This is a genomic window from Mesorhizobium sp. M0870, from assembly GCF_040319775.1.
GTDB lineage: Bacteria > Pseudomonadota > Alphaproteobacteria > Rhizobiales > Rhizobiaceae > Mesorhizobium.
In genome coordinates this window covers 55,799-79,254 of the sequence record NZ_JAMYOI010000024.1, presented here as the reverse complement: position 1 = coordinate 79,254, position 23,456 = coordinate 55,799, and the positions used below count along the sequence as shown (strand labels likewise).

Annotated in this window: 21 protein-coding genes and 1 tRNA gene; 11 read left to right on the top strand and 11 right to left on the bottom strand. The window is 62.5% G+C overall.

Annotated elements, in window-relative coordinates:
- Positions 1–11: 11 nt before the first annotated feature.
- From NKH97_RS24880 to yacG, 7 genes are all read left to right on the top strand, one after another.
- Positions 12–446 carry a DUF2948 family protein gene (locus NKH97_RS24880; RefSeq protein ID WP_023809258.1) on the top strand — a complete coding sequence of 145 codons (435 nt, stop codon included), beginning with the start codon at positions 12–14 and terminating at the stop codon, positions 444–446.
- A 7-nt stretch (positions 447–453) separates the two neighbouring features.
- Positions 454–1,746, top strand: a complete 1,293-nt coding sequence (hisD, locus tag NKH97_RS24875) for a histidinol dehydrogenase (protein WP_352441082.1) — start codon at positions 454–456, stop codon at positions 1,744–1,746.
- 6 nt (positions 1,747–1,752) lie between these two features.
- Entirely contained in the window at positions 1,753–2,238 is a 486-nt protein-coding gene (locus tag NKH97_RS24870) for a UPF0262 family protein (protein WP_013530198.1), read from the top strand.
- Positions 2,226–2,687, top strand: coding sequence for an arsenate-mycothiol transferase ArsC (locus NKH97_RS24865; protein WP_081734750.1), 462 nt, complete (start codon positions 2,226–2,228; stop codon positions 2,685–2,687). Before NKH97_RS24870 ends, NKH97_RS24865 begins: the two co-directional genes overlap by 13 nt.
- Before the next feature lie 87 nt (positions 2,688–2,774).
- The gene (gene infA, locus NKH97_RS24860; protein ID WP_006200926.1) at positions 2,775–2,993 is read left to right on the top strand and encodes a translation initiation factor IF-1; all 219 of its coding nucleotides are present in this window, start codon (positions 2,775–2,777) and stop codon (positions 2,991–2,993) included.
- A gap of 21 nt (positions 2,994–3,014) precedes the next feature.
- On the top strand, positions 3,015–3,644 hold the full coding sequence (locus tag NKH97_RS24855) for a Maf-like protein (RefSeq protein ID WP_023809261.1): 630 nt from the start codon (positions 3,015–3,017) through the stop codon (positions 3,642–3,644).
- A complete protein-coding gene (gene yacG, locus NKH97_RS24850) occupies positions 3,641–3,838 on the top strand; it encodes a DNA gyrase inhibitor YacG (RefSeq protein ID WP_023809262.1) in 198 nt (65 codons plus the stop codon). Before NKH97_RS24855 ends, yacG begins: the two co-directional genes overlap by 4 nt.
- A 16-nt stretch (positions 3,839–3,854) precedes the next feature.
- Here yacG and NKH97_RS24845 read toward each other — a convergent pair whose 3' ends face one another.
- From NKH97_RS24845 to NKH97_RS24820, 6 genes are all read right to left on the bottom strand, one after another.
- Positions 3,855–5,228 (bottom strand): alpha-glucosidase/alpha-galactosidase, encoded by a 1,374-nt coding sequence (locus NKH97_RS24845; RefSeq protein WP_023809263.1) that lies wholly within the window; start codon positions 5,226–5,228, stop codon positions 3,855–3,857.
- Positions 5,229–5,247: 19 nt separating this feature from the next.
- A complete protein-coding gene (locus NKH97_RS24840) occupies positions 5,248–6,915 on the bottom strand; it encodes an ABC transporter ATP-binding protein (RefSeq protein ID WP_352722858.1) in 1,668 nt (555 codons plus the stop codon).
- Between the two features lie 10 nt (positions 6,916–6,925).
- Positions 6,926–8,065: an ABC transporter permease gene (locus tag NKH97_RS24835; RefSeq protein WP_023809264.1), complete on the bottom strand. Its 1,140-nt coding sequence runs from the start codon at positions 8,063–8,065 to the stop codon at positions 6,926–6,928.
- A 1-nt stretch (position 8,066) separates the two neighbouring features.
- Complete coding sequence (locus NKH97_RS24830; RefSeq protein WP_352798982.1) at positions 8,067–9,074, bottom strand: ABC transporter permease; 1,008 nt, start codon at positions 9,072–9,074, stop codon at positions 8,067–8,069.
- 111 nt (positions 9,075–9,185) lie between these two features.
- Positions 9,186–11,264, bottom strand: coding sequence for an ABC transporter substrate-binding protein (locus NKH97_RS24825; protein ID WP_352798981.1), 2,079 nt, complete (start codon positions 11,262–11,264; stop codon positions 9,186–9,188).
- A 132-nt stretch (positions 11,265–11,396) separates the two neighbouring features.
- The gene (locus NKH97_RS24820; RefSeq protein ID WP_352441086.1) at positions 11,397–12,863 is read right to left on the bottom strand and encodes an alpha-glucosidase/alpha-galactosidase; all 1,467 of its coding nucleotides are present in this window, start codon (positions 12,861–12,863) and stop codon (positions 11,397–11,399) included.
- Between the two features lie 212 nt (positions 12,864–13,075).
- On the opposite strand from NKH97_RS24820, the gene NKH97_RS24815 reads away from it, so the two are divergent.
- Positions 13,076–13,984: an AraC family transcriptional regulator gene (locus NKH97_RS24815; protein ID WP_352441087.1), complete on the top strand. Its 909-nt coding sequence runs from the start codon at positions 13,076–13,078 to the stop codon at positions 13,982–13,984.
- Between the two features lie 27 nt (positions 13,985–14,011).
- On the opposite strand, the gene NKH97_RS24810 is transcribed toward NKH97_RS24815, so the two are convergent.
- From NKH97_RS24810 to NKH97_RS24790, 5 genes are all read right to left on the bottom strand, one after another.
- The gene (locus tag NKH97_RS24810) at positions 14,012–16,039 is read right to left on the bottom strand and encodes an aldo/keto reductase (RefSeq protein WP_352798979.1); all 2,028 of its coding nucleotides are present in this window, start codon (positions 16,037–16,039) and stop codon (positions 14,012–14,014) included.
- Between the two features lie 35 nt (positions 16,040–16,074).
- Positions 16,075–17,169: an ABC transporter ATP-binding protein gene (locus tag NKH97_RS24805; RefSeq protein WP_352611466.1), complete on the bottom strand. Its 1,095-nt coding sequence runs from the start codon at positions 17,167–17,169 to the stop codon at positions 16,075–16,077.
- 8 nt (positions 17,170–17,177) lie between these two features.
- Positions 17,178–18,014, bottom strand: coding sequence for a carbohydrate ABC transporter permease (locus NKH97_RS24800; protein WP_023809271.1), 837 nt, complete (start codon positions 18,012–18,014; stop codon positions 17,178–17,180).
- Positions 18,011–18,871 carry a carbohydrate ABC transporter permease gene (locus NKH97_RS24795; protein ID WP_023809272.1) on the bottom strand — a complete coding sequence of 287 codons (861 nt, stop codon included), beginning with the start codon at positions 18,869–18,871 and terminating at the stop codon, positions 18,011–18,013. The genes NKH97_RS24800 and NKH97_RS24795 overlap by 4 nt, the downstream gene beginning before the upstream one ends.
- A 152-nt stretch (positions 18,872–19,023) precedes the next feature.
- On the bottom strand, positions 19,024–20,295 hold the full coding sequence (locus NKH97_RS24790; protein ID WP_023809274.1) for an extracellular solute-binding protein: 1,272 nt from the start codon (positions 20,293–20,295) through the stop codon (positions 19,024–19,026).
- A gap of 84 nt (positions 20,296–20,379) precedes the next feature.
- On the opposite strand from NKH97_RS24790, the gene NKH97_RS24785 reads away from it, so the two are divergent.
- The 3 genes from NKH97_RS24785 to NKH97_RS24775 all read left to right on the top strand — a co-directional run bounded on the left by NKH97_RS24785 (position 20,380) and on the right by NKH97_RS24775 (position 23,193).
- Positions 20,380–21,273 (top strand): helix-turn-helix domain-containing protein, encoded by an 894-nt coding sequence (locus NKH97_RS24785; protein ID WP_196815295.1) that lies wholly within the window; start codon positions 20,380–20,382, stop codon positions 21,271–21,273.
- Positions 21,274–21,594: 321 nt separating this feature from the next.
- Positions 21,595–21,670 (top strand) — tRNA-Phe (locus NKH97_RS24780).
- 212 nt (positions 21,671–21,882) lie between these two features.
- On the top strand, positions 21,883–23,193 hold the full coding sequence (locus tag NKH97_RS24775; RefSeq protein ID WP_352553768.1) for a tyrosine-type recombinase/integrase: 1,311 nt from the start codon (positions 21,883–21,885) through the stop codon (positions 23,191–23,193).
- Positions 23,194–23,456 lie beyond the last annotated feature (263 nt).

Below are 23,456 nucleotides of genomic sequence, written 5' to 3'. Positions count from 1 at the left end.
GCGAAATCCGCATGACTGCCCTTAAGCTTATCGCGCTCGACGATCAGGATCTGAGCATCGTTTCGGCCCATGTCCAGGATGCCGTGATGAAGGTCAGCGACCTCGAATTCCTGCCTGCGGCCAAGCGTTTCCTGCTGACCATGAACCGTTTCGTCTGGGAGGCCAAATCCGGCCTGTTTCGCCAGCACAATGAGCGGCGGCAGGCGGTGCTGCATTTCGACCGGGTGCTCGGCGCCAAGACCAACGGCATCGCCCGCGACAAGCCCAATGAGGTCCTGTCGCTGCTGGCGATCAGCTTCATCGAGATCAGCAAGCCGGCGGGCATCGTCGAGCTGATCTTTGCCGGCGGCGGCACGATCATGCTCGACGTCGAATGCATCGAGGCGCGCCTTGCCGATATTGGCGGGGCGTGGGAAGCCACCTCGCGCCCCATCCACAAGGCCTGAGCGTCCGATGGCCATCAAGCTTCGTCAGTCCGACGCCGATTTCGAGCAGCGTTTCGCCGCCTTCCTGTTGACCAAGCGGGAAGTGTCCGCCGACGTTGATGCCGCGGTGCGCGACATCATCGCGCGCGTGCGCGCCGAAGGCGACGCGGCGCTGATCGACTATTCACAGAAATTCGATCGCGCCGATCTGACTGGATTGGGCATCGCCGTCTCGAAGGACGACATCGCTCAAGCTTACAAGGCTGCCGACTCAAAGACGATCGAGGCGCTGGAATTCGCGCGAGACCGTATCCGCTCCCACCATGAGCGGCAGCGGCCGAAGGATGATCGCTATACGGATGCCGCCGGCGTCGAGCTCGGCTGGCGCTGGACGGCGGTCGAGGCGGTCGGGCTCTATGTGCCGGGCGGCACGGCGAGCTATCCAAGCTCGGTGCTGATGAACGCCATACCGGCCAGGGTGGCCGGGGTCGAGCGCATCGTCATGGTCGTGCCGGCGCCCGGCGGCATCATCAATCCGCTGGTGCTGGTGGCGGCCGACATATCAGGCGTGTCGGAAATCTACCGTGTCGGCGGCGCCCAGGCGATCGCAGCCCTCGCCTACGGCACCCGGACTATAAAGCCGGTCGCCAAGATCGTCGGCCCGGGCAATGCCTATGTCGCGGCGGCCAAGCGCCAGGTGTTCGGCACCGTCGGCATCGACATGATCGCCGGGCCGTCGGAAGTGCTCGTCGTGGCCGACGGCAGCAACGATCCGGACTGGATCGCGGCCGACCTGCTGGCCCAGGCCGAGCACGATGCATCGGCGCAATCGATCCTGGTCACCGACGATCCGGCCTTCGGCATCGCTGTCGAACAAGCGGTCGAGCGCCAGTTGCAGAGCCTGCCGCGGGCCGAAACGGCTGCGGCGAGCTGGCGCGATTTTGGCGCCGTGATCCTGGTTCCAACCATTGAATCCGCGCTGCCGCTGGTCGACCGCATCGCCGCCGAACATGTCGAACTGGCCATCGACGATGCCGAGGGTTTCCTGGCGCGGATGCGCAATGCCGGTGCCGTCTTTCTCGGCCGCCACACGCCGGAAGCCATCGGCGACTATGTCGGCGGCTCCAACCATGTGCTGCCGACGGCACGCTCGGCGCGCTTCTCGTCGGGCCTGTCGGTGCTCGATTTCGTCAAGCGCACGTCGATCCTCAAGCTTGGACCGGAGCAGTTGCGTATCTTGGCGCCGGCGGCGATTGCGCTCGCCAAGGCGGAAGGCCTTGAGGCGCATGGACGCTCCGTCGCCATACGGTTGAACATGTAGGCGGCGATGTCTGGCCCCGATCAAACCCGCGCCAGGCTGATCGATGTCGAACTCGATGAATCGATCGGCCGGTCGACACCCGATGTCGAGCATGAACGCGCGGTGGCGATCTTCGACCTGATCGAGGAGAACAGTTTTCAGCCCGTCAATGACAGCGGCGACGGCCCTTACCGGCTGAAACTGTCGCTGGCCGAGCAGCGCCTGGTGTTTGCCGTGGCGCGCGAGGATGGCACCGCCGTCGTCACTCATATCCTGTCGCTGACGCCGCTGAGGCGCATCGTCAAGGATTACTATATGATCTGCGAAAGCTACTACGACGCCATCCGTTCCTCGACGCCGAGCCACATCGAGGCGATCGACATGGGCCGCCGCGGCCTGCACAATGAAGGTTCGCAGACGCTGATGGACCGGCTATCCGGCAAGATCGACATAGACTTCGATACGGCGCGCCGGCTGTTCACGCTGGTCTGCGTACTGCACTGGCGGGGCTAGCCCTGGCACCCGGCGCCCTACCCCGTTCGATCCTGTTCCTGTGCGGCATGAATGCCGTGCGCTCGCCAATGGCAGAGCAGCTGGCGCGCCGCATGCTGCCCGCGGCCATCTTTGTCGCTTCGGCCGGCGTTCGCGCCGGCGAGCGCGATCCGTTCGTCGATGCGGTGCTTGCCGAGGAAGGCCTGTCGTTGGGCGAGCGTCACCCACGGACCATGGACGATCTCGAGGACGATTATTTCGACCTCATCGTCACGCTGGCGCCGGAAGCGCACCACGCCGCACTTGAACTCACCCGCTCGCTCGCTGTCGAGGTCGAATACTGGCCGACGCCGGACCCGACCGACGCCGCCGGCACGCGCGAACAGATCATGGCGGCCTACCGGGACGTGCGCGAGCGCCTGAAAGCGCGGATCGGGCGTCGATTCACACCTCCGGAGGCCGCCGATTAAGCGTGTTCACAAGCGGACGATTATCATATAGGTTCCGCCGAAATTCCGGCCAGGGCGCTGGAACTACCATCCAAGCAAAGGTATCGAATGCCGAAGGAAGAAGTCCTCGAGTTTCCGGGTGTCGTGACGGAATTGTTGCCGAACGCGATGTTCCGGGTAAAGCTCGAAAACGAACACGAAATCATCGCCCATACGGCCGGCCGCATGCGCAAGAACCGCATCCGCGTGCTGACCGGCGACAAGGTTCTGGTCGAGATGACGCCATACGACCTGACCAAGGGCCGCATCACCTATCGTTTCAAGTAAGCAAAGCCCGACTGGTCCGCGATGAGCATTTTGCAGAAGCTGGTGCTTGCCTCGGGTTCGCCGCGCCGAATCGAGCTCTTGCAGCAGGCCGGCATCGAGCCGGACCGCGTGCTGCCGGCCGATGTCGACGAAACGCCGCTGCGTGCAGAGCATCCGCGCTCGCTGGCCAAGCGGCTGTCGAAGGAAAAGGCCGAGAAGGCGTTCGCGTCGCTGAAAACCGAAGCCGACTACGCGCCGGGCTTCGTGCTGGCCGCGGATACGGTCGTCGCCGTCGGGCGGCGCATCCTGCCCAAGGCAGAAACCCTCGACGACGCCGCCAACTGCCTCGGGCTGTTGTCGGGCCGTTCGCACCGGGTCTATTCCGGCATCTGCCTGATCACCCCGGGCGGCAAGCTGCGTCAGCGGCTGGTCGAGACGCGGGTGCGCTTCAAGCGGCTGCCGCGCGAGGAGATCGACGCCTATGTCGCGTCGGGCGAATGGCGCGGCAAAGCGGGTGGTTACGCCGTCCAGGGTCTCGCCGGCGCCTTCGTCGTCAAGCTGGTCGGCTCCTACACCAACATCGTTGGGCTGCCGCTGTATGAGACCGTCGCGCTGTTGAGCGGCGAAGGCTTCAAGGTGCATGGCGGCTGGCTGGCGGGAACCCGGCTGTGAATTCCGACTCCAAAGTCACGCCCTTACGCCCAAAGCGCCCCTGCCCCGAATGCGGCAAGCCCTCGGCGCGCGACACCTTTCCGTTCTGCTCGACGCGCTGCAAGGACATCGACCTCAACCGCTGGCTGAAGGGCGCCTATGTCATCAAGGCCCGCGATGACGAGGAAGAGACGGACCCCGACGCTCCGAATTAAGGCTGGGCGCCGCCGATCAGGCGGCGGCCTCGTTCTTGCGCTTCAAGCGCGCCCAGGCAGGCAGCCATTCACCATGAGCAGCCAAGAGATCATCGACCAGTGACCAGATCTGGTCGAGATCGAGTTCGGCCGCGGTGTGCGGATCCATCATCGCCGCATGGTAGATGTGTTCGCGGTTCTCGCTCATCAGCGCCCGCACCGTCAGTTCCTGCACGTTGATGTTGGTGCGGATCAGCGCGGTCAATTGCGGCGGCAGGTCACCGATATAGGTCGGCTGGATGCCGGAGGCATCGACCAGGCACGGCACTTCGGCGGCGCAATCCCGGGGCAGCGAGGTGATGCAGCCATTGTTGCGGACGTTGCCGTAGATCACCGAGGGTTCGCCCGTCCACACCGAATTCATGATCGATGAGGCATATTCCCGGGACTGCTCGACCTCGATGCGATCGGCCGAGCGATAGGCCTCAGCCTGTCCCTTCCAGCGCTCGATCTGTTCGATGCAGCGCTTGGGATACTCATCCAGCGGGATGCCGTACTTCTCGATCAGGTCCGGGCGGCCTTCCTTGATGAAATAGGGCGTGTATTCGGCGAAATGTTCCGAGCTCTCGGTGACGAAATAGCCGAGCCTGGTCAGCATCTCGTAGCGCACCTTGTTGGGGCAGCGCGGGTTCCAGCCGGGCTTGGGCGCGCGGCCTTCGCGATAGGCGCGCACGAGATCGGGGTAGAGGTCGCGGTACGAACCGTCCGGCTGGCGATGCTCGAAGCTGAGATAGAAGGCCATGTGGTTGATGCCGGCCGAGCGATAGCGGATCTCTTCGTAGGGAAGGTCGAGATCGTGCGCCAGCTCCATTGCCGTGCCCTGCACGGAATGGCAGAGACCGACCTGCCTGATGTCAGGGTATTTCTCCGCTATCGCCCAGGTGTTGATCGCCATCGGGTTGACATATTGCAGCATGATCGCCTGCGGGCAGACGGCGAGCATGTCCTCGCAGATCTTCCACAGATGCGGCACGGTCCTCAAGCCGCGCATAATGCCGCCGACGCCGAGCGTGTCGGCGATCGTCTGGCGCAGGCCGTATTTCTTCGGCACTTCGAAGTCGGTGACCGTGCAGGGCTCGTAGCCGCCGATCTGGAAGGCGACGACGACGAAATCTGCGCCCGCCAGCGCCTTGCGCTGGTCCGAATGGGTCTCGGCCTTCGCCTTGACGCCGAGCGTCGCGATCAGCTTGTTGACGACGATGGCGCTCTCTTCCAGCCGCTGCGGATTGATGTCCATCAGCGCGATGGTCGCGCCGGAAAGCGACGGGCGCTGCAGCACGTCGCCGACAATGTTCTTCATGAACACCGTCGAGCCTGCGCCGATGAAAGTGATCTTGGGATTTCTTGCCATGCTAACCTCCGGCATATGTTCAGGCCACGTCGAAAGCGGCCCTGACGAGCCGTTCCGTGTAGGCGGTCTTGGGATTGGACAGGACGTCGTCGACGGGGCCCTGCTCGACGATCTTGCCGTTCTGCATGACGATCACGCGATGGCACAGTGCGCGCACCACCTTGAGGTCGTGCGAGATGAAGAGGTAGCTGAGGCCGCGCTCGTCCTGCAGCTTGCGCAACAGGTCGATGATCTGCGCCTGGACGGAGAGATCCAGCGCCGATGTCGGCTCGTCGAGCAGGATGAATTCGGGTTCGAGTGCGATGGCGCGGGCGATCGCGATGCGCTGGCGCTGGCCACCGGAGAATTCGTGCGGAAACCGTGACAGTATATCGCCCGGCATGCCGGCGCTGACCAGCGCGTCGCGCACCCGTTCGACCCGCTCGCGCCGCGTCGCCCCTATGCTGTTGACGATCAGCCCTTCCTCGATGATCTGGCCGATCGTCATGCGCGGGTTGAGCGAGGAGAACGGATCCTGGAAGACGATCTGCATGCGCGAGCGCAACGGCCGCATCTGCGCCCGCGACAGGCCGTGGATCGGCTTGCCGTCGAAACGGATCTCGCCGCGCTTGGCGTCGATCAACCTGAGCAGGGCCTGGCCGAAGGTGGTCTTGCCTGAACCGGACTCGCCGACCAGCCCCAGCGTCTCGTGGCGACAGAGTTTCAGGCCGAGATCGTCGACGGCGACCAGCTCTCGCCAGTCCGGTTTCAGGAAGGTGCCGTGGCGCAGCATGAATGAGACGCGCACGCCGCTGGCCTCCAGGATGGTGCCGCAGCCCTCCGGCAGCGGCTTCGGCTGCCCCTGCGGCTCGGAAGCGAGCAGCCGTCTCGTATAGGGGTGCTGGGGGTTGGCGAATAGCCGTTCGGTGACGTTGTGCTCGCACATTTCGCCATGCTGCATGACATAGACGTAGTCGGAGAACTGGCGCACCACGGTCAGGTCGTGGGTGATCAGGATCACCGCCATGCGCAGCTCTTTCTGCAGGCTGCGGATCAGGTTCAGGATCTGCGCCTGGACGGTGACATCGAGCGCTGTGGTCGGCTCATCGGCGATCAGCACATCGGGATTGTTGGCCAGCGCCATGGCGATCATCACCCGCTGACGTTGCCCGCCCGATAGCTGGTGCGGGTATTGCTTGAGCCGCGCGGCGGGATCGGGAATCTGCACATGCTGCAGAAGTTCCAGTGCGCGCGCCCAGGCCTGCTTGCGGCTGACTTTGCGATGCACCCGGATCGCCTCGACGATCTGGCTGCCGACCGTATAGATCGGGTTGAGCGAGCTCATCGGCTCCTGGAAGATCATCGAGATGCGGTTGCCGCGCAGCTTGCGCCGGGCGCTCTCGGGAAATTTCAGGATGTTTTGCCCGTCATAACAGACGCTCGACCCGGGCGACACCGTGGCGCGCCGCGACAGAAGGCCCATGACGGTGCGCGCCGTCACCGACTTGCCCGAACCGGATTCGCCAACGATGGCGATCGTCTCGCCGCGATAGAGCTGAAACGAGATGTCCTTGACCGCGTCGACGACGCCATGCTCGACCTTGAAGGCCACGGCGACGTTGCGGGCGTCGATGATCGGCTGGCTCTGGCGTCCGTCATGGTCGTGACGGACGATGGGTGCGAAGGATTCGGCGAGCGCGACGGACATCTCAGGCACCTCAATAAGGGTCGACGGCGTCGCGCAGGCCGTCGCCCAGCGCGTTGAAGGCAAAGACGGTGACGAGCACGAAACCGACCGGCGACAGGATCCAGGGATAAGTGCCGATGACGGAATAGGTCGCGGTGTCCTGCAGCATCAGACCCCACGAGATCAGCGGCGGCTTGACGGCGAAGCCGAGGAAACCGAGGAAGGATTCGAGCAGCACCACCGTTGGGATCGCCAGCGTCACGGCGACGATCACGTGGCTCATCACATTGGGGAAGATGTGCTGCATGATGATGCGCCGGTCGGTGGCGCCGACCGCCATGGCGGCGCGCACATACTCGATCCGCGCCAGCGCCAAAGTCTTGCCGCGCACCTCGCGAGACATCTGCGCCCAACCCAAGGCCGACATGACGATGATGACGAAAGCGAGGAAGACGTTGGTGGGAGCGGTGACCGGGATCAGCGTCGTCAGCGCCAAATAGAGCGGCAGCTGCGGGAAGGCGAGCACCAGTTCGACGAAGCGCTGCATCCAGACATCGAACCTGCCGCCAAAATAGCCGGAGACCATGCCGACGGTGGTGCCGATGACGGTGATGATTAAGACGACCGTCAGCGCGATCATCAACGAGACGCGCGAGCCATGGATGGCGCGCGACAACACGTCACGACCAAACTTGTCGGTGCCCAGGAAATGCACCGGCTGGCCGTCCAGCGAGCCGAACAGATGCCGGTCCGCCGGCAACAGCCCGAAGAGCTTGTAAGGCGCGCCATGCACGAAGAAACCAAGCAGCCTTGGATGATCGTAGTCGGGACCGACGACGGGCTGGAAAGTGACCGGATCGAGGTCCGCCGAATCGGCCAGCGCATAGACCCTCGGCCGCGCGACGAAACCGCCATCTCTGTCATGGAAAACAGGCACCTGCGGAGGCGCGAAGCCGACATCCGTCACCTTCGGGTCCATTGGCGCGATGAACTCGGCGAACACGGCCATCACCAGCAGCAGCACGACGAGCCAGAGCCCGGCCATGCCGGTCCAGGAGCGCTTCAGCCGGCGCCAGACAAGCGCGAGGTAGCTTTCGTTACCGCGCGCCGGTTTGGCTACGATGCGACCTTCGGCCGGCAGCGGTGGAGGGGATGGATCGCGCGCCAGCATCTCAGCGCTCCCCGAACTGGCGCACGCGCGGATCGAGCAGGACGAGCAGCATGTCGGCGATGATGTTGCCGACGATCAGCGTCGCCGACAGCACCATCATGAAGGTGGCGGTGACATAGACATCGCCGACAGCCATGGAGCCGACGATCGCCGGGCCGACAGTCGGCAGCGCGAAGATGATCGCCGTCTCGATTTCGCCGGTCAGCATGTAAGGCAGCACCACACCCTGATACATGATGAGCGGGTGCAGTGCGTTAGGCACGGCGTGGCGCATGACGACAGCGGCGCCGGTCAGCCCCTTGGCCCTTGCCGTCTCGACATATTGCGCGTTCAGCGTATCGAGCAGATTGCCGCGCATGACGCGCATATTGTAGGCGAGCCCGCCGAAAGTCGCGATCGCCACCACCGGCCAGACATGCTTGACCAGATCGACGAATTTGGCCCACGACCACGGCGCGCCCCCATATTGCGGCGAGAAGAATGAGCCGATCTCCGACACGTTGAACTGGAAGACCAGGAGATAGACGATGATCAGCGCCATCAGGAAGCGCGGCACCGTCATACCGAGGAAGGAGATGGCCGACAGCGCCGAGTCGATCCAGGTGTATTGCCGGGTCGCCGCCCTTATGCCGAATGTGATGCCCAGCACCGAAGCCAGCAGATGGCAGACCAGCGCCAGGAGAAGGGTGCGCGGCAGGCGCTCTCCGACCACATCGGCGACCGGTTTGTTGTAGTAGAGGCTGTAGCCGAAATCGCCGCGGGTGACGATGCCGCCGATCCAGTTGAGATACTGGAGGGGCAGCGGCTTATCGAGACCATGCTCGATGCGGTAGGCCTTTGCCTGCGCGTCGGCCTCGGCGAAGGAGGCTCCACCCTGGTTGATCGCCTGCGAGCGGATGTAGTCGGCATAATCGCCCGGCGGCGCCTGGATGATGGCAAATGTGGCCAGGCTCAAAATGGCGAGGACCGGGATTGCCGACGCTATTCGCGTGAGCAGGAATCGCAGCATGGACGGTTCGTTTCCTCGTCTCGCCGACCGCGCCCTTGGTTGCGTCCGGAGGTTGGTTTGTCCGGCCGCGCCAGCGGCGCGGCCGGAGGTCTCTCAGTCAGGGAGGTAAACCTAATTCATCGGCCCCTTCTCGCCGGGTTTGCCGGGCAGTTCTTGCGGGAACAATTCGTATTTCGCCTGCTTGTCGGCCGCGACAAAGACCCGTTCGCGGGTGATCGAATCCTCGGCCCAGTTGAACATGAAGATCGGCGTGCCCTGCGGAATGTTCGAGAAACGCTTGTTGACGATCAACGCGCCGGGATACTCCGTCAGGCCGACATTGTAGACGTGCTCCGTCGAGATCTTCTGGAATTGTTTCATCAGGCTGGCGCGCTGGTCATTGTCCTGGGTGGAGACGAACTTGTTGACGATGTCGACGAGGTCCTTTTCGAACGGCATCACATCGACCTCGCCATTCTCCGGCGCACGATGGTCCCAGCTGGTGCGCGGGCCGATCGGGGCAAGCTGCACGGTGTTCTGCACCACCGACGTCAGTTCCTGTTCGTTGCGCCGGACCAGCCAATCGAAGCGGCCGGAATATTGCGAAGCGTCGCGCTGGGTGCCGTTGAGCCCGTTGAGGACGACCCGCAGCCCAAGCTTTTCCATCTGGGCGACGACGCCTTCGGCAAGGCTCTTGTCGGTCGTGTAGTCGTTGTTGACCAGCATCACGATCTCGACGTTCTTTCCGCCGGCGGTGCCGGAAGGGAAATTCACGAAGCCGTCGCCGTCCGTATCCTTGAGGCCGGCCTTGGCGAGTTCGGCCTTGGCGCCCTCGAGATCGAAGGGGTAGTAGACGGTCGAATCGCGGTCATAGAAGCTGGTGCCCGAAGACAGGCCGCCGGGATAGATGGCGGTGAACGGCCCCTTGACCAGCGAGTCGCCGAGCGCCTTGCGGTCGAGTGCCATGGTAACGGCCTTGCGGAAATCCTCATTACGGTTCAGCTCGCGGATCGCCTGGCCGCGTTCGTCCGGATTGCCCCAGCCATTGGCGGAAAAATTAAAGCGCAGATTGTAGCCGATGAGCCGCGGGCCGAAAGCAAGACGGGCCGGCGCGTTCGCCTCTGCCGCACGCTTCAGCGAGGCGACGAAGTTTTCCGGCTGCTCCAAATTGGAAAAATCGGCCGCGCCGCCCACCGCCTGGACATCGCGATCGGCCCAGGTCGACAGCTTGTAATGCAGTTCGTTGAGATAGGGCAGTTGATTGCCCTTTTCGTCGACCTTCCAGTAATAGGGATTGCGGCGCATGACGATGATGTCGTCCGGCCGGTATTCGACCGGCACCCAGCCACCCATCACCGGCATGTTCATGAATTCCGGCGGGAAGGCATTTTTGAACTGATCATAGGTGTTCTTCGAGTATTTCGGATGCTGCGGCTTCAGGATGTGCGCGGGGCCAGGACAGAAGGTGCCGTAGGCCATGGCATACAGGTACTGTTTCGGGAAGGCATCCTTGAAGGTCCATTCGACGGTGTAGTCGTCGATCTTCTTCAGCGTCGTGCCGACGCCGAAGGTTTCCGGCGTCGCACCATTCAGCGGCGAGACGTTAGGATCGACCACCTCGTCGTCCCAGTAGAACATGACGTCGTCGGCGTTGAACGGCACGCCGTCCGACCACTTTGCTCCTTCGATGAGGTGCATGGTCAGCTTGTGGCCATCGCTCGACCAATCCCAGCTCCTGGCCAGGTTCGGCAGCGGCTCGGTGTCCTTGGCCTCGACCTGGAACAGCGGGGCGGTGCGCGTCAGGCATTCGGAGAGGCCGATGTCGATGCCGCCCCAGCCTTGCGTCTGACCGGCGCCGTAGTTCCAGCCTTCCGGCCGCCCGCCGATGACGTGGCGCATCGTATCGCCATAGACGCCGATGCCGTCCTGCATGTTGCCTGTCTTGAAGACCAGCGGATCTTTCGGCAGCCTGTCTTTCACCGGCGGCAGCTTGCCGGTCTTGACGTATTTCTCGGTGACCCAGTCGGGCTCGTGATATTCGGGGAGCGGCTTGAACTCCAGGATCGAGTCTCGCGCGACATAGTTGATCTTGCCTTCGGCGGGAAACGGTGTCGGCGCCGGCGGAACCGTCGGCTCGGAAGCGTAAGCACTGAGTGCCGAGACGCTCAGCGTCAGTCCGGCAGCAAGGCCGATATTGCGTAAATTCCTCACGGTCTCTCTCCCTCTTGTTTGTCCGGAGCGTTTGCACCCGCTCCGCCTCTTCTCGAATTCAAACGGCTTCGTGGCAGTGGATCCGCCTCCCATGGATCCACCATCACCGCATGAATTTTCAGCCGGCCCGTCTCAGCCGGCTTGCTTCAGCGCGGCCTTTTCGGCGCGCAATTCCTCGATCGAGCGAACGCTGCGCCGTGCGGCGCCCGCCCACTCGCGGGTCTTCACCTGAGATGTCGACAGCCGCTCCCTTGCGGCCGGAACCGCATGGGCATATTGCGGCAGCCAGGCTGCCTGGGCGACGACCATTTCGTCGACCATCTGCCAGACCTCCTCCGGCGTCGAAACCGCGCCGACCAATGGGTCATGCAGCACGGCGAGCTTCAGAAGATCGATGTCGCCTGATATCGCGGCATGCACCGACATGCGCTGGACGTTGATCGAAGCGATGCAGGTGGCGGCGCAGGCTTCCGGCAACGTGATGCCGGCGGCCATGTTGATGCCAAAACGGTCGACGAAGCCCGGCGACTCGATGATGGCGTCCTGCGGCAGGTTGGTAATCACGCCATTGTTCTTGACGTTGAAGTGGCCGCGATAGACCCGGTTGGTCTCCAGCGCCTCCAATATGTGGCTGGCATGCTCGTTGGAGCGCTTCTCCCGGTCGATCGGCTTGGACGCCGCTTCGAGGAACTGCGGATATTCCGTCTCGAACCAGTTGCGGGTTTCGGTGGAGTAACGGAGATAGCCGCCAGTCTCGCCATGGATCCAGTCGGACATATCGATCCAGCGCGTGATCTCGTCGGGACGTTTGCGGTACCAGGGCAGATATTCGGAAAGATGGCCGTTGCTTTCGGTCGAATAGACGCCGAAGCGCTTCAGGACATCGATGCGCAGTTTCTCCTGCCTGGAATAGACGGGATGCGCCTCGAAGGCAGCCACCAGTTCGTCCTTGCCGATGGAGCGGCCGTTCAGGCGCAGGCCGATGAACCAGGTCTGGTGGTTGATGCCGGAACAGACATAGTCGAGCTCCTGCGTGGACTTGGCGCCAAGCACCTCGGCGATCTGCTCGGCGCCGTGCTGGACGCCGTGGCAGAGCCCAACAGTGTCGACCTTGCCGTATTCGATCGCCGCCCAGGTGTTCATCGCCATCGGGTTGGCGTAGTTCAGGAACTTGACGTTCGTCTCGGCGACCTCGCGCATGTCCTTGCAGAAATCCAGGATCACCGGGATGTTGCGCTGGCCATAGAGAATGCCGCCGGCACAGATCGTGTCGCCGACGCATTGGTCGATGCCATATTTCAGGGGAATGCGGATATCGTCGGCATAGGCTTCGAGACCGCCGACCCGCACGCAGCTGATGACGTAGCGAGCGCCTTCGAGAGCCTGGCGGCGGTCGGTCGTCGCCGTCACCCTGGTCGGCAATCTGTTTGCCTCGACGATCTTGTCGAGGATCGCCTTGATCATCTGAAGGTTGTGCTCGCTGACATCGGTCAGCGCGAATTCGATGTCCTCGAATTCGGGCACGCACAGGATGTCGGTGAACAATTTCTTGGTGAAGCCGACGCTGCCCGCGCCGATGATAGCGATTTTGAAACTCATCAGCCGCACCTCATTCCACTTCGAATTGCAGGCAAGGAATGACAATGGGAAGCTGTAGCCACATGCCGACATGTATGCAGGACAAGCCGGAATCGGGCTCGCCAACCTCCCCGTCCGCTCCTCGACTGCGGATCTCTCTCGCTTTTCGACGGGGATTATGCGCTTATTCGCGAGCGCGACCAGAGAAGGATTATGCTTTCGGGGGTAATTTTGTGCTGCAGGATTTGATACAAAACGGACAGTCCATGCGCACGATCTCGCTGCCGCGCGGCCGCCAGCGCCTGCATGCCATGCCGACGAGCACGGGCTATGAAGTGCGCGAGGACGAGATCTACGACTGGGATGGGCGAAAGCGCGGCCAGACGCCGTTCACCGTGCTCCAGCACACGATCAGCGGGACTGGCCGGCTGCGCTACGAGAACCGCAATTACCGCCTGCAGAAGAACGACACATTGCTGGTGCTGGTGCCGCACAACCACCGCTACTGGCTGGCTGAGGACGAGCGCTGGGAGTATTTCTGGATTTCGATGAACGGCGAGGAGGCGTTGCGCATTCACAAGTCGATCCTCAGCGTCTCGGGTCCTGTATTTCGGCTGCAGCCGGCGACGATCGATCATCTTGCCGATTGCAGCCTGCGCCTGATCAAAGGCGCCGCTTCGCCGGGCGCTGCTTCGGCGATAGCCTACGAGGCTGCGATGGCGCTCTATGACGATGTCTTCGGCTCCCATGCCTTTGCCGAAAAACAGAGCGTTATGCAGCCGGTCATCGATCACATCAACGCAAATCTCGACAAGCCGCTGCCGGTGGCGGATCTGGTGCAGATCAGCGGCCTCAGCCGGGCCCATTTCTCACGCTGTTTTGCTGAAAGCGAAGGCTTGCCGCCTGCCGAGTTCGTGCTGCAGCAGCGTCTGCAACGCGCGGCGAAGCTGCTGACCAAGGCGGATTTTCTGCCGGTGAAGGAGGTCGCTATCCTGTGCGGCTTCGAGGACGCGAACTACTTTTCAAAGGTCTTCCGCCGCTGCTACGGCATCACGCCGAGCCAATTCCGCACCACAGGCATGTACGCCAATTTGCGGACTCCGGCCAGGCGTGGCGTCAGGGCGCCTGATGACGAGACCTGACGCCGCGACCGTTAAGCCGGCAGCCAGCTAGGCAGCGCGCAGACTGCCGCCATCCAGCCATTCGAGATCGGCTTGCGAAAGCGTGATGTCGAGAGCGCGCAGGCTGTCGTCCAACTCATCCAGCGTGCGTGGCCCGATCAGCGGGATGGATGGGAAGGGCTGAGCGAGCACATAGGCCAGCGCAATTTGGATCGGGCTCTTGCCCAGTCTCGCGGCAAGTTCGATCGCCCGGTCGCGGCGACCGAAATTCCGCTCGGAGTACCAGACCCGCACCAGTTCCTCATTGTCTTGCTTGTCCCGACCTGCGCGATCGGTGAAGAAGCCGCGCCCCTGGCTCGACCAGGCGAAATTCGGCATCTGCCTGGATGTCAGCCAGGCCTTCCATGCATCCGTGGAGGACGTGACGCAGCCTGCCCAGATCGGCTCCAGCATTTCAGCCAGCGAGAAATTGTTGGACAGCGCGCCGGGCTTTTGCTTGCCGGTGCGTTCGGCATAGGCGATCGCCTCATCCATGCGTTCCATCGTCCAGTTCGAGCCGCCGAACGGGCCGCGGATGCGGCCGGCCTTGACCTCACGATCCATCGCATCGACGAATTCGCCGACCGGCACATCCGGATTGTCGCGGTGCATGAAGTAGACATCGACATGGTCGGTCTGCAGGCGTTCGAGCGACTGGTCGAGCTGCTTGCCGATCACATCGGGATAGCAGAGCGGTGAATGCGCGCCCTTGGCGATGACCACCGATTGCGCGCGCACGCCACGGTTTTTCAACCACTCGCCAAGCAGCTTCTCGGTATAACCACCACCGTAGACGTAACCGGTGTCGAAGAGATTGCCGCCGGCCTCGAAAAAGGCATCGAGCAGGATCGAGCCTGAGGAAAACGTGCGGAAATCCTCAAAGCCGAGCGCCAGCACCGACGCCGGCTTCGACAGGCCAGGGATCGTGCGCTTGGCGATCGCCGTGCCGCCCGATCGCAAAGGCCGGCCGGAGATGGTGTTGGTACGCTGCTGGGCCTTCTCGATCCCGTATTCGAGGCCGGCGGCCGCCCGCCATTTGTCCAGCACGCGCAACGTGCCGAGGCTTTCCGCCCATGCCATGCCCGGCCAGGCGAATTCTTGGCCGCCGGCGCGGATGGCCTCACCGGCTGCGTCGACCTCGAAGGAATAGACATGGCGCTTCTCGTTGACGCTGATGGTCTCGCGCGTGCCATCGGATGCAATGACGTCGATCTGGCCGAGACCAACGTCGCGGTTGCCGCCGGCGAACCAGAAGTCCGGCACTTCGATGCGGCCTTTGGTGCCGAGGATGCGCAGAACATTGTCCTGGTTGAGCGAGATGCTGCAGGAGGCTTCGGCGACAATGCCACCCGGGAACTGCAGCAGCGCCGAGGCCCATTCGTCGACGCCGGACTGGCCAAGATGGGCAGTACCGACCACCTTGTCAGGCTCGGCGAAGGGTTTTCCGGCCGCGGCGCCGGCAATCAACCGCACCATCGAGACGGGATAGCCGCCGACGTCAAGAATGCCGCCGCCGGCGAGATCGTTGGCGTAGAGCCGGTGCTCCGGCATGAAGCGCGGCATCGCAAAACCAAAGCTCGACTTGATCATTCTGATCTCGCCGATGACGCCCGATCTGATCAGTTCCACCAGCTTCAGCGTCTGCGGATGCAGCCGGTACATGAAGGCTTCGCCGAGAAACGTGCCGGCCTTGCGCGCGGCATGCATCATGGCGTCGGCCTCCAAGGCGGTCAGCGCCAGCGGCTTTTCGCACAGCACATGCTTTCCTGCCTCGGCCGCCTTGATCGCCCATTGCGCATGGCCGGGATGCGGTATCGAAATGTAGACGGCATCGATTTCGGGATCAGCAAGCAGCGCATCGTAGCCATCGAGGATGCGGGCGCGGGGGAAACTCTCGGCGAGGCCAGGCTTGGCGGGATTGCGGGCACCGATGGCGACCAGCTTTCCGGTGCGCGAATCGGCCACGCCACCGGCAAAGGACTGGGCGATGCTGCCCGGTCCGAGGATGCCCCAGCGAATGGGCGTGGTTGCGGTCATTGTCATTCTCCTTGAAGGCTGGAAACGGCGGCCGGTCAGCGCAGCCGCAGTCCTTTTTCGTCGAACAGGTAGGATTTGCGGATTGAAACGGTGATCTCTGATGTGTCGGGGACCTTTGTCGCGTCGCGCTGGATCACCACGTCGTCACCATTGGCCGTTCTTGCGTAGAGGAAACTTGTGCCGCCCAGGTGCTCGACCACGTCGATGGCAACCACAAGGTCGGCGTCGCCCTCTCCGGCATTGCCGAAATGTTCGGGCCGCACGCCGACAATGACCTTGCTGCCGATTTTTGGGCTGCCCATTTCGGGTGCAGCGCCGGTCAGCGGTTGCGTGATGCGGGTCTTCTCCTGACCCGCCAGATCGACCACGACGCCACCCGCATCGTGCCCGACAACCCGGCCCTTGATGAAGTTCATCTTCGGCGACCCGACAAAGCCCGCAACGAACTGATTGTCGGGGTTGTCATAGAGATCGAGCGGCCGGCCGATCTGCTCGATATGGCCGGCGCGCATCACGACGATCCTGTCGGCGAGCGTCATCGCCTCGGTCTGGTCGTGCGTGACATAGATCATTGTCGTGCCGAGTTCCTTGTGCAGCCGGGAGATCTCGACGCGCATCTGGACGCGCAATTCGGCGTCGAGGTTGGAGAGCGGCTCGTCGAACAGGAACACCTGCGGTTCGCGCACGATGGCGCGGCCGATGGCGACGCGCTGGCGCTGTCCGCCGGAGAGTTTTTTCGGGCGCCTGTCCATCAATTCGCTGATGCGCAGGATCTCGGCCGCCCGCGTCACCCGCCGTTCGGTGTCGGCCTTTGGATTGCCGGTCATGCGCAAGCCGAAAGAGAGGTTCTGTTCGACGCTCATATGCGGATAGAGCGCGTAGGACTGGAAGACCATGGCGATGCCGCGGTCGGCCGGCTCGACATCGTTGACCACCTTGCCGCCGATGGCGATCTCGCCGCCGCTGACGTCCTCGAGCCCGGCGATCATCCTGAGCAGCGTCGATTTTCCGCAGCCGGAGGGGCCGACGAAGACGACGAACTCGCCGTCCTTGATGTCGATGCTCGCGCCATGGACGACCTCGAAGACGCCGAAGCGCTTGACGACACTGTTAAGCGTGACCGTTGCCATGCTGCCCCTTACTTGACCGCGCCGGCGGCGATGCCGGCGATGAAATGGCGCTGCAGCAGCACGAAGACGACGAGCATCGGCACCGTCAGCATCACCGCACCCGCCATGATGCCGCCCCATGACACCTTGGTGAGGCCGATCAGCGTGCCGAGCGCTACGGGTGCTGTCATCGAACCCGGCTGGCTGTTGATCAAAAGCGGCCACAGATAATTGTTCCAGGAGGCGAGGAACAGGATGATGGCGAGTGCGGCCAGCATCGGCCGCGCCAAAGGCAGCGCGACGAAGAGGAAGATGCGCCATTCCTTGACGCCCTCGACGCGCGCCGCATCGAAGAGATCGTCCGGCATCATCGAAAAACTCTGCCGCATGAACAGCACGCCGAGCGAATTGAACAGCGGCGGGACGATCAGCGCCACCCAGGTGTTGGCGAGCTTGAAGTCGCGCGCCACCATGATGAATTGCGGGATCAGCACGACCGCATAGGGCAGCGTTATGGTGCCGAGGATGATGGCGACAACCGCGCCCTTGCCGAAAAACTGGTAGCGGGCCAGAGCCCAACCGGCCATCGACGTCAGCAGCACCGACAGGAATGTGTAAGTCACCGCCACCGATACCGAGATGCCGATGGCGCCGACGAAGTTGGTGTCACGCTGCAGATTGTTGAAATTGTCGATGAAATTGCCGTGCGGCAACAGCTCGATGCCGGGGCTGAAGATGCCGTTGTCCGGCATGGTCGAGAACACGACCATCATCCACAACGGAAACAGCCAGATCAGCGCCAGCGGCGTCAGGAACAGATGCAGAGCGATGCTGCGTCCCAATCTGGCTGCGGAGCGCGAACTCATTTCGGTTCCCTCGTCAGCCACAGCTGCGCCAGCGTGATGGCGATCGCCAGCCCGGCCATGGTGTAGGCCACGGCCGAGGCGTAGCCGAAATTGAGCGACCGAAAGCCCTGGCGGTAAAGCAGCAGGCCAAGCGTCTCCGTGCCGCCGCCCGGCCCGCCGCGCTCGGTGATCAGGAAGGGCTCGGTGAACAGCTGCATGGTGCCGATGATCGACAGCACGAGGCAGAACACGATGACCGGCTTCAGCAGCGGCAGGGTGATGTAGAAGAACTGCTTGAGCTTGCTGACGCGGTCGAGCGTCGCCGCCTCGTAGACATCTTCGGGAATGGACTGCATGCCGGCGAGCAGGATGATGGCGTTGTAACCGGCCCAGCGCCAGGTCACCGCGATCATGATCAGCGCCATCGCCGGCGTGACGTTGGAAAACCAGTCGATCTTGGGCAGGCCGATGCTGTTCAGGAGCTTGTTGATGATGCCGAAATCGAGGTTGAACATCAGCCGGAACACCGCCGAATAGGCAACCTCGCCGACCACCACCGGGGCGAAGAAGGCAAAGCGGTAGAGGCCGCGCGCCTTCAAGAGCGGCGAGTTCAAAAGCACCGCCATGACCAGCGCCAGCGAGATCATCACCGGCACCTGGATGACAAGGATGAGCAGCGTGTTCTTCAGGGCGTTGAAGAAGGCCGGATCGCCGATCAACCGGCCCCAGTTGAAGCCGGGCGCGAACCGCCACGGCACGGTACGCGTCGCCTGGAAGGAAATCATGAAGGAGCTGATGATCGGCCATACCCAGAAGATCGCGAAGATCAGCAGATAGGGCGTGAGGAAGCGATAGGCCGTGGCGTTGCGATTGCGCATCTTCCTCCTCCTTCATTTCGTTGCCGCTTCGGCCATGGCCCTCGCAGCAGCGGAGCCGGTTTGCCAGCAAATACAGGTCCCGTGGGAGAACCCCACAGGCCGCGACCAGGTCCGGGCGGCGCAAACGCCTGTCCCGGACCCGGCTTGGGAGGTTATGACTTGACGGGCAGTCCGGTTGCCGCCGCGATCTGGCTTGCGGCATCGTCGAGTGCCGTCTTGGCGTCGGGGTAGCCGCCGGCCAGATACTTGGTCTGCACGGCGCGGACGATGATTTCGGCGTCGCTCTGGAACTGCGTGCCGCGGCTCGGAACAACCTTCGGCAAGGTGCCGAGAATGTCCTTCCACACCGCCTGGCCGCCCCAATAAGGCAGGCCTTGCGCGACATAGGGATCGTCAAGCGCCGAGATCAGGGACGGCACCAGGCCGAACTCCTTCAGCATCGTGATCTGGCCTTCATTGGTTCCGAGCGTGTATTTCAGATAGGCGTAGGCGGCCTCCTTGTTCTTCGACGCCGAGGTGATAGCCAGTGAGGAACCGCCGAGATTGGCGGCGCGCGGCCCGTCGGCGGTGAGGCTCGGCATCAGATAGACGCCCCATTTGCCGTTTTCACCGGCAGATTCGGTGCGAATGGTGCCCTCATACCAGCCGCCATAGATCTGGGTGGCGACGGTGCCGGCGGTGTTGTTGGTGATCTTGGTGCCCCAGTCGGCCGACGAGATGATGCCGGCGTCCTTCATCTCCTTGACCTTGGTCATGGCATCGACGCATTTGGGCTGGTTGACCGTGATCGATTGTCCGTCCTCGGAGAAATAGGCGCAGCCCTGTTCGTTGGAGATCATGCGGAAGAATTCCGAGTCACCGTTGAAATCGGCATTGGTCATCGAGACGCCTGGGTTGGCGGCCTGGATTTTCTTGCCGGCGGCGATGAAATCATCCCAGGTCTTGATCGAAGTCGGATCGACGCCGGCCTTTTCGTAGAAGTCGCGGCGATAAAAGGCGGCCACCGGGCCGGAATCCCACGGCATTGCGTAGGCCTTGTCGCCCACTTCCAGCTCGGTGCGCTTGAAATCGGGGAACTTTTTCTGGTCGTCGGCTGTGTAGCCCAGCGTATGCAGGTCGACGAAGCAGTCGGGGAACTGGCTCCAGTAATTCTCGGCCTCACCGTTCTCGACGGTGACGATGTCGGGCAGGCCTACGCCGCCGGCGGCGCAGCCGGCGATCGACTTGTCGTAGGTTGGCTGGTTGCCGAGATCCTGGACCGTGACCTTGACGTCGGGAAATTGCTTGTTAAAGCCGGCAATGGTCGCCTTCAGCGATGAAGCCGCGACATTCCAGCTCCAGATGGTGATTTCGCCGGATTGCGCGAAGGCCGGGGCTGAGCCCAGGGCAAGCGCGAGCGCGGCGCAGGTCATTGTGATGCGCATTGAAATCCTCCCATTCATTTGCTCTCTCACTGTGAGCGTGGCTAGACTATGCAGTGGGCAAGGCCTGTCGCCGTCAAAGGGAATATGAAATTGGCGGAAAGTAAGATGCCTGAACGGCCGTTCTACCAGCCTGGGGCCAGCAGCGTGGAAGGCCTGCCGCTGCTCCTGCAGATGTTTCACACCAATCCGCTGGTGATGCTCAAGCCGCACTGGCACGCCCAGGTCGAGGTTAATTTCATCGTGCGCGGCAGCGTGCATTACCTCATGAACGACCACGAGATTTCGCTTTCGGCCGGCGAGATGTGCCTGTTCTGGGGTGGCCTGCCGCACCAGATGGACGATTTGTCCGACGACGCCATCTATGCCGGGGCGCATCTGCCACTGGTGCACTTCTTCCGGCTGCACCTGCCCACCGATATAAGGCACCGGCTGATGACCGGCGCGACACTGGTGACATCAGCCACCGACCAGTCCGACAACCATAATTTCGAGCGCTGGAACCGCTACGCCCGGTCCGGCGACCAGGCCAAGGCCGAACATGCCGTCAACGAATTGCTGCTGCGGCTGGAGCGGGTGCGGTTCGAGCCCTACCGGCTGGTATCCGCAACTCCGACCGACCAGGAAACAGGCAGCCCCTTCGACCAGCAATCGTCGCGCAATGTCGGACGCATGTGCGATTTCATCGCCGAAAACTTCCTCTACGACATCGATTGCGTGAACATCGCGGCGGCCGCCGACATCCATCCCAAATATGCCATGAGCCTGTTCAAGAAATCCACCGGCATGACGCTCAACGAGTATGTGAATCTGTTGCGGCTGAGCTATGCGCAGGCGCTTTTGATGCATCAGGACGCCAATGTGCTGCGCGTCGCCATGGATTCAGGCTTCGGCTCGCTCAGCGCCTTCAACAAGTCGTTCCGCAAGCTCGCCGGCATGTCGCCCTCCGATTTTCGCCGCGGCGTGACCGGCGTCAGATAGGCGGCGGCGACCAGTGGCGCGTCTGAGCCGCAAATGCATTGGTGCGCCTCGATCGCCGGCTAAAGGCAGTGCCACGGCATGTCAGCCGGCAATAGCGGCACGGACAGGGATGGCGAAGGCCGCATCGTGCCATGCCGTGCCCGATTCCGGCCTGCAAGCGGCATGGAAACCGGGGCACCGCACGGCATCGCTTTTCCTGCCCGAAATCGCCCACTAGGCGCTGGACAGGCCGAATTCCCGTGCTATAACCCACGCGCTTTCAAGGGGCGCCCACGGCGCCTCGATGAAATCCGGTCAACGCGTTTTCGTTTGCCGGAACAGGCCCAGATAGCTCAGTTGGTAGAGCAGCGGACTGAAAATCCGCGTGTCGGTGGTTCGAATCCGCCTCTGGGCACCATCCCCTCTTCTCCCGACACTCCCTTTCGCCGAACCTTCTACGCTGCAATTTCTGCAAGCGACTGGAATTGTTGATCTTTTGCGGTCGCCTTGCGCAATTTAGCGGGACAGGGAGCGCTTCGGGCGCATTTGGTCCAACGAGGCGGGGGGATGGTATTTCCGTTGGTATTCGACATCCTGATGGTATCGAAACAGCCAAGGGAGACCTGACGAATGCCCCTCTCCGACGTGAAATGTCGAAACGCCCGCCCTGCTTCCAAACTCGTGAAATTATCTGACGGAGGCGGGCTGCAGCTATGGGTACAGCCCACGGGCTCTCGCCTCTGGCGGGTCGCCTACCGCTTTGAGGGCAAGCAGAAACTGCTCGCGCTGGGCAGCTATCCCCTTATCTCTCTCGCCGAGGCACGGGAGGCGCGCGATGATGCTAAAAGGCTCCTGCTAGCTGGCGTCGACCCTGGAAAGGAACGCAGCTTGCGGAAGGCCGATTCGGCTAAGGACTCCTTTCGCTCAATCGCGGACGAATATGTCGACAAGCTAAAGAAGGAGGGACGTGCCGACCGGACGATCAGCAAGGTCAAATGGCTGCTCGACTTTGCCTATCCGATTATCGGCGATAAGTGCATTCGGGAGATCGATACGGCCACCATCCTTGCCGCCCTCCGTCGCGTTGAGGTTCGCGGTCGATACGAGTCGGCCAGGCGACTGCGCTCCACCATCGGCAGCGTGTTTCGATACGCAATCGCCACCGCACGCGCCGAGACAGATCCGACCTTCGCCCTCAGAGGCGCACTCATCAGTCCGACGGTAACGCCTCGCGCCGCGATTACCGATCAGAAGGCCTTGGGCGGTTTGCTGAGGGCGATCTATGCATTTGACGGACAGCCTACAACCCGAGCCGGTCTGAAGTTGATGGCTCTGATGTTTCCCCGCCCCGGCGAGCTTCGCTCCGCTGAATGGGAAGAGTTCGATTTTGAAAGCTCGGTATGGACCATCCCTGAAGCACGCATGAAAATGCGACGTCCGCACCGCACACCCCTGTCAAAGCAGGCGATCAGCGTCCTGACTTCACTGAGGGAAATCTCTGGTGGTGGATCGCTGCTGTTTCCTAGTGTTCGATCGGCTTCGCGTCCGATTTCCGATAACACGCTTAACGCCGCGCTGCGCCGTATGGGTTACGGCAAGGAAGAAGCAACCGCGCATGGTTTTCGAGCAACGGCATCAACTCTGCTGAACGAATGCGGCAAGTGGCATCCGGACGCGATAGAGCGGCAGCTGGCCCACATTGAGAACAACGACGTTCGGCGCGCCTACGCCCGGGCAGAGCATTGGGACGAGCGCGTCAAGATGATGCAGTGGTGGGCCGATTATCTGGATGAACTCAAGAGCAAAAACCTGCGGGTGATCTCAATCGAGGGACGCCGCAAGCCTGCTGTCCACACACCAACGCGACCATCCACTTTGAACCCAACAGCGGCCGTTCATCAAACGCCGATACAAATCTCCAACCGCCGGAAATCATACTGACCGTCGAAAAACGCCACAACTCGACGCCAAATCGTAGGCCCGCATTGTCAGATTTCCTGGAGAGAAAGTTGACCGCGTTCGGCGGGAAGCTGCCGTTCTGCAGCCGACCCCATTTCCGTCATTCAAGCTGCCGATGGCCGGTTCCGAAACCGGCCATCTACCCGGCCCGGAGCCGGGGCGCTATTAGAGCGAGAATCCCGTGGGCAGTGTGCGGTCCGTCCTTTCGCCGGCATTAGTCCGTGGATCCGCTATCCCCGCCCGAC

Coding starts and splice junctions, on each gene's coding strand:
- NKH97_RS24785 (WP_196815295.1), top strand. CDS start 20,380: ATGAAATTGGCGGAAAGTAAGATGCCTGAACGGCCGTTCTACCAGCCT.
- NKH97_RS24855 (WP_023809261.1), top strand. CDS start 3,015: ATGAGCATTTTGCAGAAGCTGGTGCTTGCCTCGGGTTCGCCGCGCCGA.
- NKH97_RS24795 (WP_023809272.1), bottom strand. CDS start 18,871: ATGCGCAATCGCAACGCCACGGCCTATCGCTTCCTCACGCCCTATCTG.
- NKH97_RS24835 (WP_023809264.1), bottom strand. CDS start 8,065: ATGCTGGCGCGCGATCCATCCCCTCCACCGCTGCCGGCCGAAGGTCGC.
- NKH97_RS24805 (WP_352611466.1), bottom strand. CDS start 17,169: ATGGCAACGGTCACGCTTAACAGTGTCGTCAAGCGCTTCGGCGTCTTC.
- NKH97_RS24840 (WP_352722858.1), bottom strand. CDS start 6,915: ATGTCCGTCGCGCTCGCCGAATCCTTCGCACCCATCGTCCGTCACGAC.
- NKH97_RS24775 (WP_352553768.1), top strand. CDS start 21,883: ATGCCCCTCTCCGACGTGAAATGTCGAAACGCCCGCCCTGCTTCCAAA.
- infA (WP_006200926.1), top strand. CDS start 2,775: ATGCCGAAGGAAGAAGTCCTCGAGTTTCCGGGTGTCGTGACGGAATTG.
- NKH97_RS24845 (WP_023809263.1), bottom strand. CDS start 5,228: ATGGCAAGAAATCCCAAGATCACTTTCATCGGCGCAGGCTCGACGGTG.
- NKH97_RS24800 (WP_023809271.1), bottom strand. CDS start 18,014: ATGAGTTCGCGCTCCGCAGCCAGATTGGGACGCAGCATCGCTCTGCAT.
- hisD (WP_352441082.1), top strand. CDS start 454: ATGGCCATCAAGCTTCGTCAGTCCGACGCCGATTTCGAGCAGCGTTTC.
- NKH97_RS24830 (WP_352798982.1), bottom strand. CDS start 9,074: ATGCTGCGATTCCTGCTCACGCGAATAGCGTCGGCAATCCCGGTCCTC.
- NKH97_RS24880 (WP_023809258.1), top strand. CDS start 12: ATGACTGCCCTTAAGCTTATCGCGCTCGACGATCAGGATCTGAGCATC.
- NKH97_RS24790 (WP_023809274.1), bottom strand. CDS start 20,295: ATGCGCATCACAATGACCTGCGCCGCGCTCGCGCTTGCCCTGGGCTCA.
- NKH97_RS24870 (WP_013530198.1), top strand. CDS start 1,753: ATGTCTGGCCCCGATCAAACCCGCGCCAGGCTGATCGATGTCGAACTC.
- NKH97_RS24810 (WP_352798979.1), bottom strand. CDS start 16,039: ATGACCGCAACCACGCCCATTCGCTGGGGCATCCTCGGACCGGGCAGC.
- NKH97_RS24820 (WP_352441086.1), bottom strand. CDS start 12,863: ATGAGTTTCAAAATCGCTATCATCGGCGCGGGCAGCGTCGGCTTCACC.